The 15,149-nt window shown below is 30.3% G+C and carries 17 protein-coding genes and 1 pseudogene; 9 read left to right on the top strand and 9 right to left on the bottom strand.

The window, feature by feature from the left end:
* The 9 genes from lpxD to G507_RS0101495 all read left to right on the top strand — a co-directional run bounded on the left by lpxD (nt 1) and on the right by G507_RS0101495 (nt 8,102).
* Nucleotides 1-1,014, top strand: coding sequence for a UDP-3-O-(3-hydroxymyristoyl)glucosamine N-acyltransferase (gene lpxD / locus G507_RS0101535; protein ID WP_026715831.1), 1,014 nt, complete (start codon nt 1-3; stop codon nt 1,012-1,014).
* 21 nt (nt 1,015-1,035) lie between these two features.
* Nucleotides 1,036-2,424 carry a bifunctional UDP-3-O-[3-hydroxymyristoyl] N-acetylglucosamine deacetylase/3-hydroxyacyl-ACP dehydratase gene (locus G507_RS0101530; protein ID WP_026715830.1) on the top strand — a complete coding sequence of 463 codons (1,389 nt, stop codon included), beginning with the start codon at nt 1,036-1,038 and terminating at the stop codon, nt 2,422-2,424.
* Between the two features lie 3 nt (nt 2,425-2,427).
* A complete protein-coding gene (gene lpxA, locus G507_RS0101525) occupies nt 2,428-3,210 on the top strand; it encodes an acyl-ACP--UDP-N-acetylglucosamine O-acyltransferase (protein WP_026715829.1) in 783 nt (260 codons plus the stop codon).
* Nucleotides 3,211-3,253: 43 nt separating this feature from the next.
* Nucleotides 3,254-3,820, top strand: coding sequence for an elongation factor P (efp, locus tag G507_RS0101520; RefSeq protein WP_026715828.1), 567 nt, complete (start codon nt 3,254-3,256; stop codon nt 3,818-3,820).
* Between the two features lie 12 nt (nt 3,821-3,832).
* Entirely contained in the window at nt 3,833-4,768 is a 936-nt protein-coding gene (locus G507_RS0101515) for a UDP-3-O-(3-hydroxymyristoyl)glucosamine N-acyltransferase (RefSeq protein WP_026715827.1), read from the top strand.
* Nucleotides 4,761-5,123 carry a nuclear transport factor 2 family protein gene (locus G507_RS0101510; RefSeq protein WP_026715826.1) on the top strand — a complete coding sequence of 121 codons (363 nt, stop codon included), beginning with the start codon at nt 4,761-4,763 and terminating at the stop codon, nt 5,121-5,123. The genes G507_RS0101515 and G507_RS0101510 overlap by 8 nt, the downstream gene beginning before the upstream one ends.
* A 105-nt stretch (nt 5,124-5,228) precedes the next feature.
* On the top strand, nt 5,229-6,101 hold the full coding sequence (gene sucD, locus G507_RS0101505; RefSeq protein WP_026715825.1) for a succinate--CoA ligase subunit alpha: 873 nt from the start codon (nt 5,229-5,231) through the stop codon (nt 6,099-6,101).
* A 183-nt stretch (nt 6,102-6,284) separates the two neighbouring features.
* Nucleotides 6,285-7,256 (top strand): beta-ketoacyl-ACP synthase III, encoded by a 972-nt coding sequence (locus G507_RS0101500; protein ID WP_026715824.1) that lies wholly within the window; start codon nt 6,285-6,287, stop codon nt 7,254-7,256.
* Between the two features lie 21 nt (nt 7,257-7,277).
* Nucleotides 7,278-8,102, top strand: a complete 825-nt coding sequence (locus G507_RS0101495; protein ID WP_026715823.1) for an SDR family oxidoreductase — start codon at nt 7,278-7,280, stop codon at nt 8,100-8,102.
* Nucleotides 8,103-8,159: 57 nt separating this feature from the next.
* Here G507_RS0101495 and G507_RS0101490 read toward each other — a convergent pair whose 3' ends face one another.
* From G507_RS0101490 to G507_RS0101450, 9 genes and pseudogenes are all read right to left on the bottom strand, one after another.
* Complete coding sequence (locus tag G507_RS0101490; RefSeq protein WP_026715822.1) at nt 8,160-10,433, bottom strand: CotH kinase family protein; 2,274 nt, start codon at nt 10,431-10,433, stop codon at nt 8,160-8,162.
* 75 nt (nt 10,434-10,508) lie between these two features.
* Entirely contained in the window at nt 10,509-11,192 is a 684-nt protein-coding gene (locus G507_RS0101485) for an SCO family protein (RefSeq protein ID WP_035665374.1), read from the bottom strand.
* Nucleotides 11,155-11,790, bottom strand: a complete 636-nt coding sequence (locus G507_RS0101480) for a toxin-antitoxin system YwqK family antitoxin (RefSeq protein WP_157496456.1) — start codon at nt 11,788-11,790, stop codon at nt 11,155-11,157. The genes G507_RS0101485 and G507_RS0101480 overlap by 38 nt, the downstream gene beginning before the upstream one ends.
* Nucleotides 11,717-12,556: a YHYH protein gene (locus G507_RS0101475; protein ID WP_026715819.1), complete on the bottom strand. Its 840-nt coding sequence runs from the start codon at nt 12,554-12,556 to the stop codon at nt 11,717-11,719. The genes G507_RS0101480 and G507_RS0101475 overlap by 74 nt, the downstream gene beginning before the upstream one ends.
* A gap of 26 nt (nt 12,557-12,582) precedes the next feature.
* Entirely contained in the window at nt 12,583-12,891 is a 309-nt protein-coding gene (locus tag G507_RS0101470; RefSeq protein ID WP_026715818.1) for an EF-hand domain-containing protein, read from the bottom strand.
* A 58-nt stretch (nt 12,892-12,949) separates the two neighbouring features.
* Nucleotides 12,950-13,369 carry a cytochrome-c peroxidase gene (locus tag G507_RS17835; protein WP_245575591.1) on the bottom strand — a complete coding sequence of 140 codons (420 nt, stop codon included), beginning with the start codon at nt 13,367-13,369 and terminating at the stop codon, nt 12,950-12,952.
* Nucleotides 13,370-13,393: 24 nt separating this feature from the next.
* Nucleotides 13,394-13,969, bottom strand: a pseudogene (locus G507_RS17830) (cytochrome-c peroxidase); the annotation flags it as partial.
* A gap of 132 nt (nt 13,970-14,101) precedes the next feature.
* Complete coding sequence (locus G507_RS0101455; protein WP_026715817.1) at nt 14,102-14,674, bottom strand: MbnP family protein; 573 nt, start codon at nt 14,672-14,674, stop codon at nt 14,102-14,104.
* A complete protein-coding gene (locus G507_RS0101450; RefSeq protein WP_157496455.1) occupies nt 14,664-15,146 on the bottom strand; it encodes a hypothetical protein in 483 nt (160 codons plus the stop codon). Before G507_RS0101450 ends, G507_RS0101455 begins: the two co-directional genes overlap by 11 nt.
* Nucleotides 15,147-15,149 lie beyond the last annotated feature (3 nt).

Raw genomic sequence — 15,149 nt, 5'->3', positions numbered from 1 at the left:
ATGAAGTTTACAGCAGAACAAATTGCAGGTATATTAAACGGTGAAGTAGTAGGAAATCCTAATGCTGAAGTATATAAATTAGCAAAAATTGAAGAAGGAACGGAAGGTTCATTAACTTTTTTAGCCAATAAAAAATATGTAAATTACATATATTCAACTCTAGCAACAATAACAATCGTAAATCATGATTTCGTTGTAGAGCAAGAAATTACGACCACATTGATTAAAGTAGAAGATGCTTATAAAGCCTTTTCAACACTTTTAGAATATTACAATCAAGTAAAGCTAATGAAATCAGGTATTGAACAACCTTCTGTGATTTCAGAAAATGTTACTTATGGTGAAGGTTTATATTTAGGAAGTTTCTGTTACATTGGAAAAAATGTTTCTATTGGCCAAAACGTAAAAATTTATCCAAATACATTTATTGGAGATAACGTAATTATTGGAGATAACTGTATTTTCTTTGCTGGAGTTAGAGTTTATTCTGAAACAGAAATAGGAAATAATTGCACGTTTCACTCCGGAAGCATTATAGGTTCTGATGGATTTGGATTCGCTCCCCTAGAAGATGGAACTTATTCAAAAATTCCTCAAATCGGAAATGTAATCATAGAAGATAATGTTGAAGTTGGAGCAAATACTACAATTGACAGAGCAACGTTGGGTTCAACATTTATTAGAAAAGGTGTAAAACTAGACAATCATATTCAAGTAGCTCATAATGTTGAAATTGACGAAAACACAGTTATAGCAGCTCAAACCGGAATTGCTGGTTCAACAAAAATTGGTAAAAACTGCATGATTGGTGGCCAAGTAGGTATATCAGGACATTTAGTTATTGGAAATGGTGTAAAAATACAAGCACAATCGGGTATAGGTAAAAGTATTGGAGATAATGAAGTTGTGCAAGGAACACCGGCTTTTAATTATGGTGATTTTGCAAAGTCTTTTGTACATTTTAGAAATTTACCAAATATTGTAAATGAATTAGAAGAATTAAAGAAAAAATAACAAGTTTAAATTATATATTTTATGGTTAAGCAAACAACCATCGCTAGCGAAATTACCCTTAAAGGAGTTGGTCTTCATACAGGTCAAGAAGTTACAATGACATTCAAACCTGCACCGGTTAATAACGGATATTCTTTTGTTCGTGTTGATTTAGAAGGGCATCCTGTTATTGAAGCAGATGCGAGTTACGTTATTAATACTCAACGTGGTACTAATTTAGAGAAAAAAGGTGTTTTTATACAAACATCCGAACACGTTTTAGCTGCTTTTGTAGGCTGTGATGTTGATAATGTTATTATTGAATTAAATGCTTCTGAGCCACCAATTATGGATGGTTCTTCAAAATATTTTGTAGAAGCAATTGAAAAAGTTGGAGTTGAAATTCAGAATGAAGAGCGTAGAGTATACGTTGTTAAAGATGTAATTTCATATACAGACGAAAATTCAGGTAGTGAAATTACTATTATTCCTAGTGATCATTACTGTGTTACAGCGATGGTAGATTTTGGAACCAAAGTTCTTGGTACTCAAAATGCTACTATGAAAGGTATTAGTGAATTTAAAAATGAAATTTCAGATAGTCGAACATTTAGTTTCTTACATGAATTAGAGGCTTTGTTAAACAATGGATTAATTAAAGGTGGAGATTTAAACAATGCTATTGTTTATGTAGATAAAGAGATTTCTGAGGATACAATGGATAATCTTAAAAAAGCATTTGGAAAAGATAAAATCACAGTTAAACCAAATGGAATTCTAGATAATTTAGAATTACATCATCCTAATGAAGCAGCACGTCATAAATTATTAGACGTTGTTGGTGATTTAGCGCTTGTAGGAATTCGTATTCAAGGAAAAGTTATTGCTAATAAACCTGGACATTTTGTAAATACACAATTTGCAAAAAAACTTCAAAAAATAATAAAAATAGAAGAAAGAAATCAAGTTCCTGTGTACGATTTACATAAAGAACCTTTGATGGATATTCATCAGATTATGGCTATTCTTCCACATAGACCACCTTTTTTATTGATAGATAGAATTATTGAAATGTCTGATTCACATGTCGTTGGATTGAAAAATGTGACAATGAATGAACCTTTCTTTGTAGGACATTTTCCAGATGCACCCGTTATGCCAGGAGTTTTAATTGTGGAAGCAATGGCACAAACAGGAGGGATTTTAGTATTAAGTACTGTTCCAGATCCTGAAAATTATCTAACATTTTTCATGAAAATTGATAATGTAAAGTTTAAACAAAAAGTATTACCAGGTGATACATTAATCTTTAAATGTGATTTAATAACACCTATTAGACGTGGAATTTGTCATATGCAAGCTAATGCTTATGCTAATGGTCGATTAGTAGCCCAAGCAGAATTAATGGCACAAATAGCAAAAAAACAATAAATTATGAATCAACCATTAGCATATGTACATCCAGGAGCAAAAATTGCTCGAAATGTAGTAATTGATCCATTTACTACTATTCACAATAATGTAATTATTGGAGAAGGAACTTGGATTGGTTCAAATGTAACCATTATGGAAGGTGCTCGTATTGGAAAGAATTGTAATATTTTTCCCGGTGCAGTAATTTCAGCTGTTCCACAAGATTTAAAATTTGGAGGAGAAGATTCATTAGCAATAATCGGAGATAACACAACGATAAGAGAATGTGTGACAATAAATAGAGGTACAATTGCATCTGGTCAAACTAAAATCGGCGATAATTGTCTTATTATGGCAACTGCACATATTGCACATGATTGTCATATTGGCGATAATGTAATCATTGTTAATGGTGTACTTTTAGGAGGTCATGTTACCGTTGGTAATCATGCTATTATTGGAGGTTTGTCTGCAGTACATCAATTTATTAGTATCGGAGAACATGCAATGGTTTCAGGTGGTTCTCTTTTAAGAAAAGATGTTCCTCCTTTCACAAAAGCAGCTAAAGAACCAATATCTTATGTTGGAATTAATTCTGTAGGCTTAAGAAGAAGAGGTTTTTCAACTGAAAAAATTAGAGAAATACAGGATATTTATAGAATTTTATATCAAAAAAATTATAATACAACTCAAGCTTTAGCAAAAATTGAAGCAGAAATGGAAGCAACTCCAGAACGTGATGAGATTATTCAATTTATTAAAAGTTCATCTAGAGGAATCATGAAAGGTTATACAGGGGTTTAAAACCTGAGACAAACAAAAAATAAAAAAAATAAAAAACTAAATAATGGCAAGTACATCAGATATTAGAAACGGATTATGCATTAAATACAACCACGATATTTATAAAATTATCGAATTTTTACACGTAAAACCAGGAAAAGGTCCAGCATTTGTAAGAACAAAATTAAGGTCAGTTAGTAATGGAAAAGTATTGGATAATACATTTTCTGCTGGACATAAAATTGATGTAGTTCGTGTAGAAACACAAACTTACCAATTTTTATATGCAGAAGGAGATACATTTAACTTTATGAATGTAGATAATTATGAACAAATCACTTTAGAGAGAAGCGTATTAGATGCTCCAGATCTATTAAAAGAAGGAACAAACGTAATGTTGCAAATCAATACAGAAACAGATTTACCATTATCTGTAGATATGCCTTCGTCAGTTATTCTTGAAGTAACGTATACTGAGCCAGGAATGAAAGGAAACACAGCTACAAATGCAAATAAGCCAGCTACTGTCGAAACTGGAGCAACTGTAAATGTACCTCTATTTATAAATGAAGGAGATAAAATCAAAATTGATACGGCTTCAGGAAATTACATGGAACGTATTAAAGAGTAATAAGTTAAGTAAATGAAATTTCCCAAAACTTTCGCTCTAAAAGAGATTGCTTCTATAATCAACACTGAATTTGTAGGTGATGAAAATTTTCCGGTTAAAGGAATGAATGAAATTCATGTTGTTGAGCCAGGAGATATTGTTTTTGTAGACCATCCAAAATATTATGACAAAGCCTTACAATCAGCAGCAACTATTGTTTTAATCAATAAAAAAGTAGATTGTCCAGAAGGTAAAGCGCTATTAATTTCTGATGATCCTTTTAGAGACTTTAATACTTTAACAAAATATTTTAAACCTTTTCAGGCATTAAGTTTAGCTGTTTCTGAAAATGCGATAATTGGAGAAAACACATTTATTCAACCTAATTGTTTTATTGGCAATAACGTTACTATTGGAAAAAATTGTATCATTCATTCAAATGTTTCAATTTATGATAACACTGTAATCGGCGATAATGTTATTATTCATGCTGGAACGATTTTAGGTGCTGATGCCTTCTATTATAAAAAAAGAACTGAAGGTTTTGATCAATTGCTGTCTGGAGGACGAGTTGTCATAAAAGATAATGTCGGAATAGGAGCACTGTGTACCATAGATAAAGGCGTTACTGGTGATACAACTATTGGTGAAGGAACTAAAATTGATAACCAAGTTCATGTTGGGCATGATACAGTCATTGGTAAAAAATGCTTAATTGCTGCTCAAACCGGAATTGCTGGATGTGTTATAATTGAAGATGAAGTAACACTTTGGGGACAAGTTGGTACGACTAGTGGAATAACAATTGGTTCTAAAGCTATTGTGATGGGGCAAACAGGTATTACAAAGTCTATTGAAGGATCAAAAGTTTACTTTGGAACACCAATTGAAGAATCTAGAGAAAAATTGAAGCAACTAGCGAATATAAAACGTATTCCTGAAATTTTAAAAAAAATGCAAAATGACTAATGTTGAAATTATTAAAGACTTCTATGCTTCTGATAATTACAGAGATTTAAGCTATGTAGACAACTTAATGGATGATTCTATTTCTTTGGAGTGGAATAGTTCTGTTGGGCAATTTACTTACAATAAAGCTGATGTTATGAAGCTTTCTAAAGAATTGTTTGAAAATTATACAGATTCTAAAATAGAAATATTAAATCTTTTTGGTGAAAGTAATTCTGTAGCAGTTCACTATAATTATTTTGCATCTACTATAGAAAATCCTTCAGAAATGGTTTTAATTACAAAGATTATGGTAATATGGGAATTTAAAAATGGAAAAATTATTAAAGGGCATCAAATATCAGTTCTAGGTTAATATTACAAAAGTAAAATATTATTATTTTCACATAAAAACTTTAAAAGTCAATCAAAAAATCATACTTTTGCTTCACTTTTTATAAAATAAATTAAAAATAACAACATGAGTGTTTTAGTAAACAAAGATTCAAAAATAATAGTTCAAGGATTTACAGGTAGCGAAGGAACTTTTCATGCCGAACAAATGATTGAATATGGTACAAATGTAGTTGGTGGTGTAACTCCTGGTAAAGGTGGACAAACTCATTTAGACAGACCTGTTTTTAATACTGTACAAGATGCAGTAGTAGAAGCTGGAGCTGATACTTCTATATTATTTGTACCTCCAGCTTTTGCTGCTGATGCAATTATGGAAGCTGCTGATGCCGGAATTAAAGTAATCATTTGTATTACTGAAGGAATTCCTGTTGCAGATATGATTAAAGCTTATGCTTATATTCAAGATAGAGATTGTCGTTTAGTTGGACCTAACTGTCCAGGTGTAATAACTCCAGGTGAAGCTAAAGTTGGTATTATGCCAGGTTTCGTTTTCAAAAAAGGTAATGTAGGTATTGTTTCTAAATCAGGAACATTAACATATGAAGCTGCTGACCAAGTTGTAAAACAAGGAATGGGAATCACAACTGCTATCGGAATTGGTGGAGATCCAATTATTGGAACTACAACAAAAGAAGCTGTTGAATTATTAATCAATGATCCAGAAACGGAATGTGTAGTTATGATTGGAGAAATTGGTGGTCAATTAGAAGCTGATGCTGCTAAATGGTACAAAGAAAGTGGTAGTAAAAAACCAATCGTTGGATTCATCGCTGGTGAAACTGCTCCTGCTGGAAGAACAATGGGTCATGCTGGTGCAATCGTTGGAGGTTCTGACGATACTGCTGAAGCTAAGAAAAGAATTATGAGAGAATGTGGAATACATGTTGTTGATTCTCCTGCTGAAATTGGGTTAAAAGTTAAAGAAGTAATGGGATAATTTATTTTATCATCTAATATTATTCAAAACCGATGCATTAATTTGTATCGGTTTTTTTATTAAAATTATGTAATTCATTTTTTTTGCCTTTTAAATTCATAATGTGATAATAATTAATAATTTTATTAATTATATGATTACTATTTAAAATTAAAAAAGGAAATTTGTTTAAAATTTAACAAAATGAATAACGTTTATATAAAGGGCACAGGATCTTATGCGCCCGAGAATATTGTAAAAAATGACTATTTTGAAGCTATTGGTTCATCTGATGAATGGATATTTTCAAAATTAGGTATTAAAGAGCGACGAATTTCAACAGGAGAAGCCACAAGTGATTTAGCTTACAAAGCAGGATTACTAGCCATTGAAAACGCAAATTTAAAGGTAGAAGATATAGATTTGATTATTGTTGCTACAACTACTCCAGATAGACCTTCACCGTCTTGTGCTTGTTTTGTTCAAGATAAATTAAAAGCTGTTAATGCAGTTGCTTTCGACATTTCTGCAGTTTGTTCTGGAGCACTTTTTACAATGGCAACTGCTGTTCAGTTTGTAAAAACTGGAATGTATAAAAATGTATTAGTAATTGGTGCTGATACTTTTTCTACAATTATTGATTGGGAAAGAAGAGATGCAGTCTTTTTTGGAGATGGAGCAGGAGCAATGGTTTTATCAGCAACAGATGAAGATAAAGGCTTTATAGATTTTGCATTACATTCAGACGGAACAGGTAAAGAACATTTTACAGTTCTTGCTGGTGGTTCTGCTAAACCGGCTTCAATTGAAACCGTAAACAATAGAGAACATTACTTCAAAATGGATGGAAAAGCCGTTTTTGATACAGCTACTAAAGTTGTTCCAGAAAATATTAATGAAATATTGAGTAAAAACAACCTTACTATTGATGATGTTGATTTTATGTTACCACATCAACCTAGTATTAGAATTTTACAAGAAATTGCTCGAAAAGTAAACTTGCCTTTTGAAAAAGTAAAAACAAATATGGATAGATATGCCAATACTTCTGGAGGAACAGTCCCTATTATTTTAGATGAAACGCATAAAAATAACGAATTCAAAAAAGGGGATATTCTTCTATTTGCAGCTGTTGGAGCTGGATGGACATGGGGAACAGCCTTGTATAAATGGTAAAATAATTTAAAAAATAAATATATGTTTACAAATAAAACATTTTTAATTACAGGTATTGCTGATGAAAATTCATTAGCTATGTTTGTAGCAAAAAAAATAATAAAAAATGGTGGAAAAGTTATTTGCACTGGTTTAGGGGTAAGTGAATTTCATCAAAATTTATCAGATAAGGCAAAACAATTCTTAAATCAAAATTATCTTGATTTTCAAAAATCAGTAAAAAATGAATTGGGAGAAGATACTCAAACTGAAATATTAGATGTAACACTTGAAGATAGTGTTGATGCTTTTGCAAAAAAATTAAAAGACAACAATATAAAAATTGATGGTTTTTTACATGCAATCGCTATGGATAAAACTATCAGACAAAAAGTAGTAAAACCAATGTTAGAAGTCACAAAAGAAGAGTTTTGCAACACTATGGAAGTTTCTGCTTATTCTTTAATTAGAATAGCCCAATACTTATACAAGTACGATTTAATGCAACCAAAATCATCCATATGTTCATTAAGTTATATTGCTGCTGCAAAAGTTACTTTTCATCCATACAGAAATATGAGTATTGCAAAAGCAGCTTTAGAACGAATCACAATTGAATTAGCAGATGAATTAGGAAGAAAAGATGGAACAAGAGTAAATGCTATTCGTTTTTCTACTTATATGGGAAGTAAAGCAGGAACAGCAACCTTAAATCAATCAGATTTTGATACTGCAGATAAATTAAGTCCTTTAGGAAATGCAACTCCAGATGATCTAGCTAATGAAGTCATTCACTTATTTAGACCAAACGGACGAATTACAGGTGAGATAAGGCATGTTGACGGTGGTTATAACATCATGGGATAAAATAAAAAACTCCAATTTCAAGTAAGAAGTTAGAGTTTTTTTTTAGTTAACACAATTTTACTTTTTGATAACTTTTATATTAGTTTGGTTATTCAAGTTTACTAAATAAATTCCATTAGCATAAGAAGATAAATCTAAAACTATATTATTTTGATTTTCATATTTGTTTTGATATAAAACTTTACCTTGTAAGTTGATAACTTGAACACTTTCAATTGAAAAATCATCATTAGTAATATTCAAAACATTTGAAGTTGGATTTGGATATAATTTCAAACTTTTACTAAAATTTTCAAATTGATTAGCACTCAACGATTCGTTATTTGCATTAAAAGTAGGAGCTTGAATTACAAAACTTCCTGTTCCGTTAGGATTTCTTGCATAACACATATCTGTAGTTTGAGCACCAAAAACAACGTTATCTACATCTGTACCATTTGCATAAGATAAAATACAATTTTCACCACCCGCAGAAAATTTAAAATCAGCATGTAGACCAGTTTGCGTTAAATCTTGATCTGCCCAAACAATTAAATAAGAATAAGGAGCTATTGTTGTTCCTGTTGGAAATTGCCATTTTAATTTATTTGTTTGTGAATCTGAAGCGTATAAATTATCTAAACTTAAAGTATTAGCTGTATTGTTATATAGTTCAAACCAGTCATCAAATTGTCCGTTTTGGTCAGCTATAGTTGTATTAGAAGCCATAATTTCATTCACGACTAATTGACCAGCAGTGATTGTTGGATAAGTTGCATTGATAGTATAAAATTCATGCTCTGCTCTTGCTGGAGAAAAAGCTCCGATATTTGCATTTTCTGCATAAACATAATATTGAATAGCAACACTACTAACAGGAATTGAAGCACCATAAACATTATCACCGGCAGCACCATCATTATGGGCACCATCATCAAACATTTGAGTCTTTACAAAAATGTCATTTTTAAGGGAACGATATCCTAAATATACAGATGTAGTTGTAGTGTTTGTAACATTAGCAGTTATCGAAACAGTACCACCAACAGCAGGAGTTGTTGTAGAAGGTGTCACACTTGTAATACTTGGTTGTGTATTTGTAAAATCAGTTAAAGCTGTTAAATAAGTATTTCTTCCCGACATTAAATTACTCAAACCTGGAGCAGTGTTATTTCCAACAGAAACATCAGTTGACATATTTGTTGCAATATTTGATTGATAACTAAATTTATTTGTATCAGCAGTAACATCAGCACTAATTAAAGCTTGTAATGCTTGTGCATCAGTCAAATAACTACCACTTGAAACTACTTCAGTTAAAATAGTTTTGTAATGGGCTAAATATCTTTTTTTATAAGTAGGAACTGCTAATAATTTTTGTACCAAAGGCCAAGTCGATTCAGTTGAGTGTAAAGTATGTGATAGATTTTTTTTAGATGTAGTTGATAAATTACTTCCACCTGTAGAACCATTATCTCCAAAAACACCAAAACACATATTCAAATCCCAAACAATTGGATTAAATTGACCATTATCAGATTTATATAAGTAATAGTTTTGTTTAAATTTTCCGATATAACTGTCTAAGTTCACAAAAACATTATCAAAGGCTAACATCCATAAAGCTCTATCAACATCTAAAATAGCTTCAATATTTGCTGTGTTTGCTGTAGTTGTAGTAGATAATGTACTTGTTAATGCAATTAAATCATCCCAACCTAAATCAGATTTCATATCATAAGCAGTTTCATAAGTTGTACTAGAAGTTCCTAAATACTGTAAAGTTGGTAAATTTGTTGATTGTGGACTAGCACCTGCAGGAGGACTACAATCAAAAAAAGCATTTGTTTTTGAACCAAAACGACTATCCACAAACTTTTTCGAAATTGATTCAACATTAGTATATAATCCGATATAAGAACCATTCACATATACTTTAGCATAATTTGCTAAAGGAACATCCATATAATTTCCTAAAATTTTATAAGATAATGCTTCTCTAACAAAAGATGGATCAAAAATTACGTTACTTAATTTTATATCAGTATAACCTTGATAATTTTGATCTACATAAGTATCTAATTCTAAATGCCAAGGATTTTTAACTTGACTTGCGTTATAAGAACTATTTCCTTTATATTTTGCACCAACATTAGGAAAAACTGTTCCGTTAATTGAGACAGATTGAGCCGAAATATAAGCATCAGAAGCTTCGGCAGCATCTAATAAAGCATCCCAATTGCTTTGAGCAAAAGTAATTTCGATAGTTTGTATCGTATTTAAATCGTAAAAAGTTTGTCCAATAGTTAAGTATGAACTCAACAATACAAGGAGTAATGTAATTTTTTTCATTTGTTATTTTAGGTTAGAATATATCTTTGACGCAGTTAAATTTTAATTCTTGCACTTTATATAATATATTTTCATTTATTCCTTTTTTAGTGTTTTGATGTCAGCAATTAATTGATTTATAGCTGTTTTGTTTAAACCATTATAAATTCCTCTTATGTGTTTGTTTTTATCTACTAATATAAAGTTTTCTGTATGTAAAAAATCATCATCCGTTTTTTGTTCTCCTAAATTTTCCTCCACAAAATAAACACTTCTACCAAGGTTATAGATTTCACTTCTTTTGCCAGTTACTAAATGCCATTTAGAAGAATTTATTCCTTTTTCAGTTGCAAAAGCTTTTAATACAGAAGCTGAATCCGTTTCTGGAGTTACAGAGTGGGAAAGAAGCATTACTTCATCATCATCTATAAAAGCATCTTGAATTAAATCCATATTTGCAGTCATTTTTGGGCAAATTCCGGGACAAGTGGTGAAAAAGAAATCGGTTACATAAATTTTATCTTTAAAAGTTTCATTAGTAATTGTATTTCCATCTTGATTAATCAATGAAAAGTCAATAACGGCATGAAAGTTTTTTAAAGAATCGTTATCTTTTGAAAACCATTTAGGTGTAAAGCTTGCTTCATTATAAAATGGCAACACTTCAACACGACTTTGTACAACTTCTTCTTTATCATTTTTACATCCTATTAGAATAATAAAAACAACAATTAAAATTGAACTATTCTTTATACTGTATAACTTCTTCTTCCAATTCATAACACAAACTTGCTCTTTTTAAACCAAAAATTCTACCATTTTTAGCTTCATAATTATTATAGATTTTACCGTTTTCGCGATAAGCTTTTTGCAAACCTTCTTCTTTGCCGTTTACAAGTGTAATTTCTTTAAAAATAGCACCAGATTGATACCATTGTTTTTGAACTCCTTGAGAAATTCCATTTGCATAATTGGATTCAGAACGTTTATTGTTATTTTTCCACCAAGTATATGATTTTCCGTCTAATAAACCATTTTTATAGTTTGCCTCAAAGCTGATTTTTCCTGTATCGAACCATTTTTGAAATAATCCATTTTGAATTCCGTTTCTATATGCAATGGATTCAGCTTTAACAGAATTTAGATAAAATTGCACAGAATTTCCAGTAAAAGGCTCGTTCTTATAATAAACAAGCCCTTTTTCTGGATTAACAACTAAATCATCTTTTTTAACTTCAATAGAAGTATCTGTTTGATTAGAATTACAAGAAAATACTAATACAAATAATCCTAAACCAATTAGCTTATTGAATACTACTTGCAGTTCCTTGATAGTTTCCTGGAAATAAAATATAATATTGATTAAGGTATAATTCATTTTGTATGTGATAATGATATTCCGCAGTAGTTGAATGTTGTGTAGTAGAAGTATGTCCACCAGAAGCATCTAAGTCAGTAGGATAAGTTCCTGTTGAATTACATTTTCTTCCATAAAGAAAGAAACCGTCTGCAATAACACCTATTAATTTATTGTCGTCATTTGACCAACTTTTAGGTTCTAAATGATAGTGGTAACTTTGGGGACCTGTATGAGCTCCATTATAATCTAATGAACCAACAGCACTGTTTAAAGGAACATTTGGACCTTCTTCATCATTATAAATTACTGCACCACTAACTGAAATTCCAATTGCACCTAAACCTGTTGCAGATGAACTTGAAGCCTTTGTTGGACTAGCTTTAACTGTTAAACTATAAGAACCATTAAAATTGTCAATATTTCCTGGTGCCATTTGAGAAAATGAAGTCGTAGCAACTGTTTCCAAAGAAGGATCAATAAATAATGCGTGATTAGTTGCAGAACCTTGAGTAGTAATGCCATCTAAAGTTCTTGTTGTAGTATTTGACCAATAAGGAGACGTATGATTTGGTCTTCCGTTTGTTTGAATAACTACGTTTGAACCACTTATCATTGCTGATACGTTATTTGCATCAAATTCTGCATAAGCAGCGTGTAAAACTCCTGTTGTACCATCATCTGATGAATCACTATCATCATTACTGTTACAAGATATTAATAATAAAGTCGTTATTGCTAAAGCAGCTAATGATGTTACAATTGTTTTTTTGTTTCTTAAGTTCATAGTTTTTAGTTTATTATTATTATTAATTATCTTCTTTGTCCACCACCTTGACCACCTCTTTCAGGTTTTGGCATGTTTTTTAATTCTTCTTTTGAAATGTAACCATCACTGTTGGAGTCAATTTCAGAAAACTTTTCACTTAAAGGACCTTTTACTTCATCTTTTGATAATTTTCCATCCTTATTTGTATCCATTTCAGCAAACATCGTTTCAGGATTAGGTCTCCCTTTTTCTTGAGTATTTGCAGTTCTACTCGTTTCTTGTGTAGTTTCTTTTGTTGAATTACAAGAAAACATTGCCAACGCAACAATCGTAAATAAGCTTAATTTTTTCATAGGTATAAATTTGTTATAGTATTTAGACGCGATGAAAATTATATTCTTGCATTAAAATTCAATTATTTTCTCTAGGAAACGAAAATCTTGGATTAAATAAGAATTCTTTATCAGTCAAAGTTTTTAAAAACGCCACTAATTCAGTTCTATCATCATCTGAAAGATGCATAGGTTTTTTCAGTTGTTTTGCTAAAGTTGAATGCTTTACAATACCTGAATTATAATGTTTAACAACTTCATTTAACGTATTAAATCTACCATCATGCATATAAGGAAACGTAAACTGTGAGTTTCGAAGCGTTGGAACTTTAAACTTATATTTATCTTTTTCACTTTGAGTAATTCGCATTCGACCAATATCATTTAAAGTAGAATCGACAGCTAAACCGTTATTTTCAAAACTATCATTGGTAAATAAAGGTTCTTTGTGACAAGAAGCACAGTTAATTTTGAATAAATCATAGCCTTTTTGTTCCATTTCCGTAAATTTTTCTTCTTTACGAAGTACTTTATCATATTTTGAATTTGAAGTCGTAAGCATAACTACAAATTGCGATAAGGCTTTTAAAGTTAATTGTCCAGTAATTTTATCAGTTCCAAAAGCTTTTTTATATAATTCTTGGTATTTTGGAATTTCCTGAAGTTTTTTGACCACATTTTCCATGGTTTCATCCATTTCAACTTCGCTTTTAATTGGATAAATAGGTAGCAATTCTAAATGATTTACACCAACATCCCACAAAAATGTTTTGGACCAAGCTAAATTCATTAATGTCATGGAGTTTCTTGTGCCAATTTAACCTTCAATGCCGTGACTTAAATCATGATCAACATGAGTGAAACCGGTTTGTTGCAAATGACAACTTGCGCATGAAATAGTATTATCACGAGATAATAATGGATCGTAAAATAAATTTCGACCTAATTGAAAACCTTCTTCTGTTAAAGGGTTTTTAGAAAAATCGTAATGAGGTTTTGGCCAATTTTTTTTAATATCTAAATAAATAGGAGTAAAGTAGTTTTTTGCAAAAGCTAAAATTCCAAAATTAGAGATTCCAAAAACCAATATGAGTGTCATTTTCTTCATTCGATAGAAAATGTTTTTGTAGATAAATCAGCAATTTTCATGGCTTCTTTTCCTGGAATCATTATGGTATTGGTTTATTTCAATGCTATTTCTGAAAATAACCTACCTAAATCAATTACAAGATTAACATGATTTTTTGTCATTGCTATTGCAATTGATATTGACGTTTCTCATCGCATAATAAGGTTCCAAATAACCACCAACATGAAACTGAAATTTATTCTTTCTGGTTTTACAACTCGAACTTTTTCCTTCAATTTTCATTTTAATAAAACCACTTTGCCAAGCCCAATACATCCCTTTGATAGCATCTAAATCTCCTTCCATAGCACCAGAAACACTGGTTAAACTATTAACACCAATATTGAATTTAATAGCTTTTATTTCTTTATCAATATGATTTGCAATTGAAAACTGAATGGTTTCAGGATTTTCAACATCAAATAAATAATAACTATTGTTTTCAGAATAAATTGAATTGTCTTTAAATTCCAATTGAAAGCTCGTTAAATAAAACTTTACGGTTTCAAAAGACAAAGTATCTTTTTGTATAGAAACATAATTTAATTTTAATTTAAAATCTTCTTGATTAAACTTTAAATTGACATTAATATATAATCTATCTATTTTGTTTTGAGCATTTAAGCTAATACAAAGTAAAAATAATCCAATAAATAATTTAAATTTAATGTTCACGTCTTTTATCCATTGGAGGTGGAAGTTTATTATCAAAAATCATAGCTAATTCAGTTGTTAAATCATTATAATCGTTTAACTGATCAGGTTTACACATTTTTTTAATATCTAAAAAATGATTATAATGTAACTTTTCAATAGAAGTTTGTGCAGCAGCTATTTGAATAAATAAGTTGTCAACAACATCTTGATTATGAGACTTAGCTAATTCTTTATATAAACTATTTTTATATATTTTAATTTTATCATCAATCTTAGAAATTGAATCACGATGAGTTTTAATTAGCTCTTCATATTGAGCCACTTGTTCTTCATCAAAATGTAATTTTTTAATAACAATTTCTCGAGGCAATGTTCTTTTTCCTCTCATTACATTGCTATTTTGTCCATTAAATATAAAGAATGACAACGTAACAATGTTTATTAAAAACAACACAATCACTGCAAAGGTTAATAGTTTTGACTTATTCATATT

This window comes from Flavobacterium gelidilacus DSM 15343, from assembly GCF_000422685.1.
GTDB lineage: Bacteria > Bacteroidota > Bacteroidia > Flavobacteriales > Flavobacteriaceae > Flavobacterium > Flavobacterium gelidilacus.
The sequence above is the reverse complement of the archived record's forward strand: the minus strand, read 5'-3'. Positions and strand labels throughout refer to the sequence as shown.

Bases quoted from the DNA above. Each gene is read 5' to 3' on its own strand.
- lpxD (WP_026715831.1), top strand. From the start codon at position 1: ATGAAGTTTACAGCAGAACAAATTGCAGGTATATTAAACGGTGAAGTA.
- G507_RS0101530 (WP_026715830.1), top strand. From the start codon at position 1,036: ATGGTTAAGCAAACAACCATCGCTAGCGAAATTACCCTTAAAGGAGTT.
- lpxA (WP_026715829.1), top strand. From the start codon at position 2,428: ATGAATCAACCATTAGCATATGTACATCCAGGAGCAAAAATTGCTCGA.
- efp (WP_026715828.1), top strand. From the start codon at position 3,254: ATGGCAAGTACATCAGATATTAGAAACGGATTATGCATTAAATACAAC.
- G507_RS0101515 (WP_026715827.1), top strand. From the start codon at position 3,833: ATGAAATTTCCCAAAACTTTCGCTCTAAAAGAGATTGCTTCTATAATC.
- G507_RS0101510 (WP_026715826.1), top strand. From the start codon at position 4,761: ATGACTAATGTTGAAATTATTAAAGACTTCTATGCTTCTGATAATTAC.
- sucD (WP_026715825.1), top strand. From the start codon at position 5,229: ATGAGTGTTTTAGTAAACAAAGATTCAAAAATAATAGTTCAAGGATTT.
- G507_RS0101500 (WP_026715824.1), top strand. From the start codon at position 6,285: ATGAATAACGTTTATATAAAGGGCACAGGATCTTATGCGCCCGAGAAT.
- G507_RS0101495 (WP_026715823.1), top strand. From the start codon at position 7,278: ATGTTTACAAATAAAACATTTTTAATTACAGGTATTGCTGATGAAAAT.
- G507_RS0101490 (WP_026715822.1), bottom strand. From the start codon at position 10,433: ATGAAAAAAATTACATTACTCCTTGTATTGTTGAGTTCATACTTAACT.
- G507_RS0101485 (WP_035665374.1), bottom strand. From the start codon at position 11,192: ATGAATTGGAAGAAGAAGTTATACAGTATAAAGAATAGTTCAATTTTA.
- G507_RS0101480 (WP_157496456.1), bottom strand. From the start codon at position 11,790: ATGAATTATACCTTAATCAATATTATATTTTATTTCCAGGAAACTATC.
- G507_RS0101475 (WP_026715819.1), bottom strand. From the start codon at position 12,556: ATGAACTTAAGAAACAAAAAAACAATTGTAACATCATTAGCTGCTTTA.
- G507_RS0101470 (WP_026715818.1), bottom strand. From the start codon at position 12,891: ATGAAAAAATTAAGCTTATTTACGATTGTTGCGTTGGCAATGTTTTCT.
- G507_RS17835 (WP_245575591.1), bottom strand. From the start codon at position 13,369: ATGGAACAAAAAGGCTATGATTTATTCAAAATTAACTGTGCTTCTTGT.
- G507_RS0101450 (WP_157496455.1), bottom strand. From the start codon at position 15,146: ATGAATAAGTCAAAACTATTAACCTTTGCAGTGATTGTGTTGTTTTTA.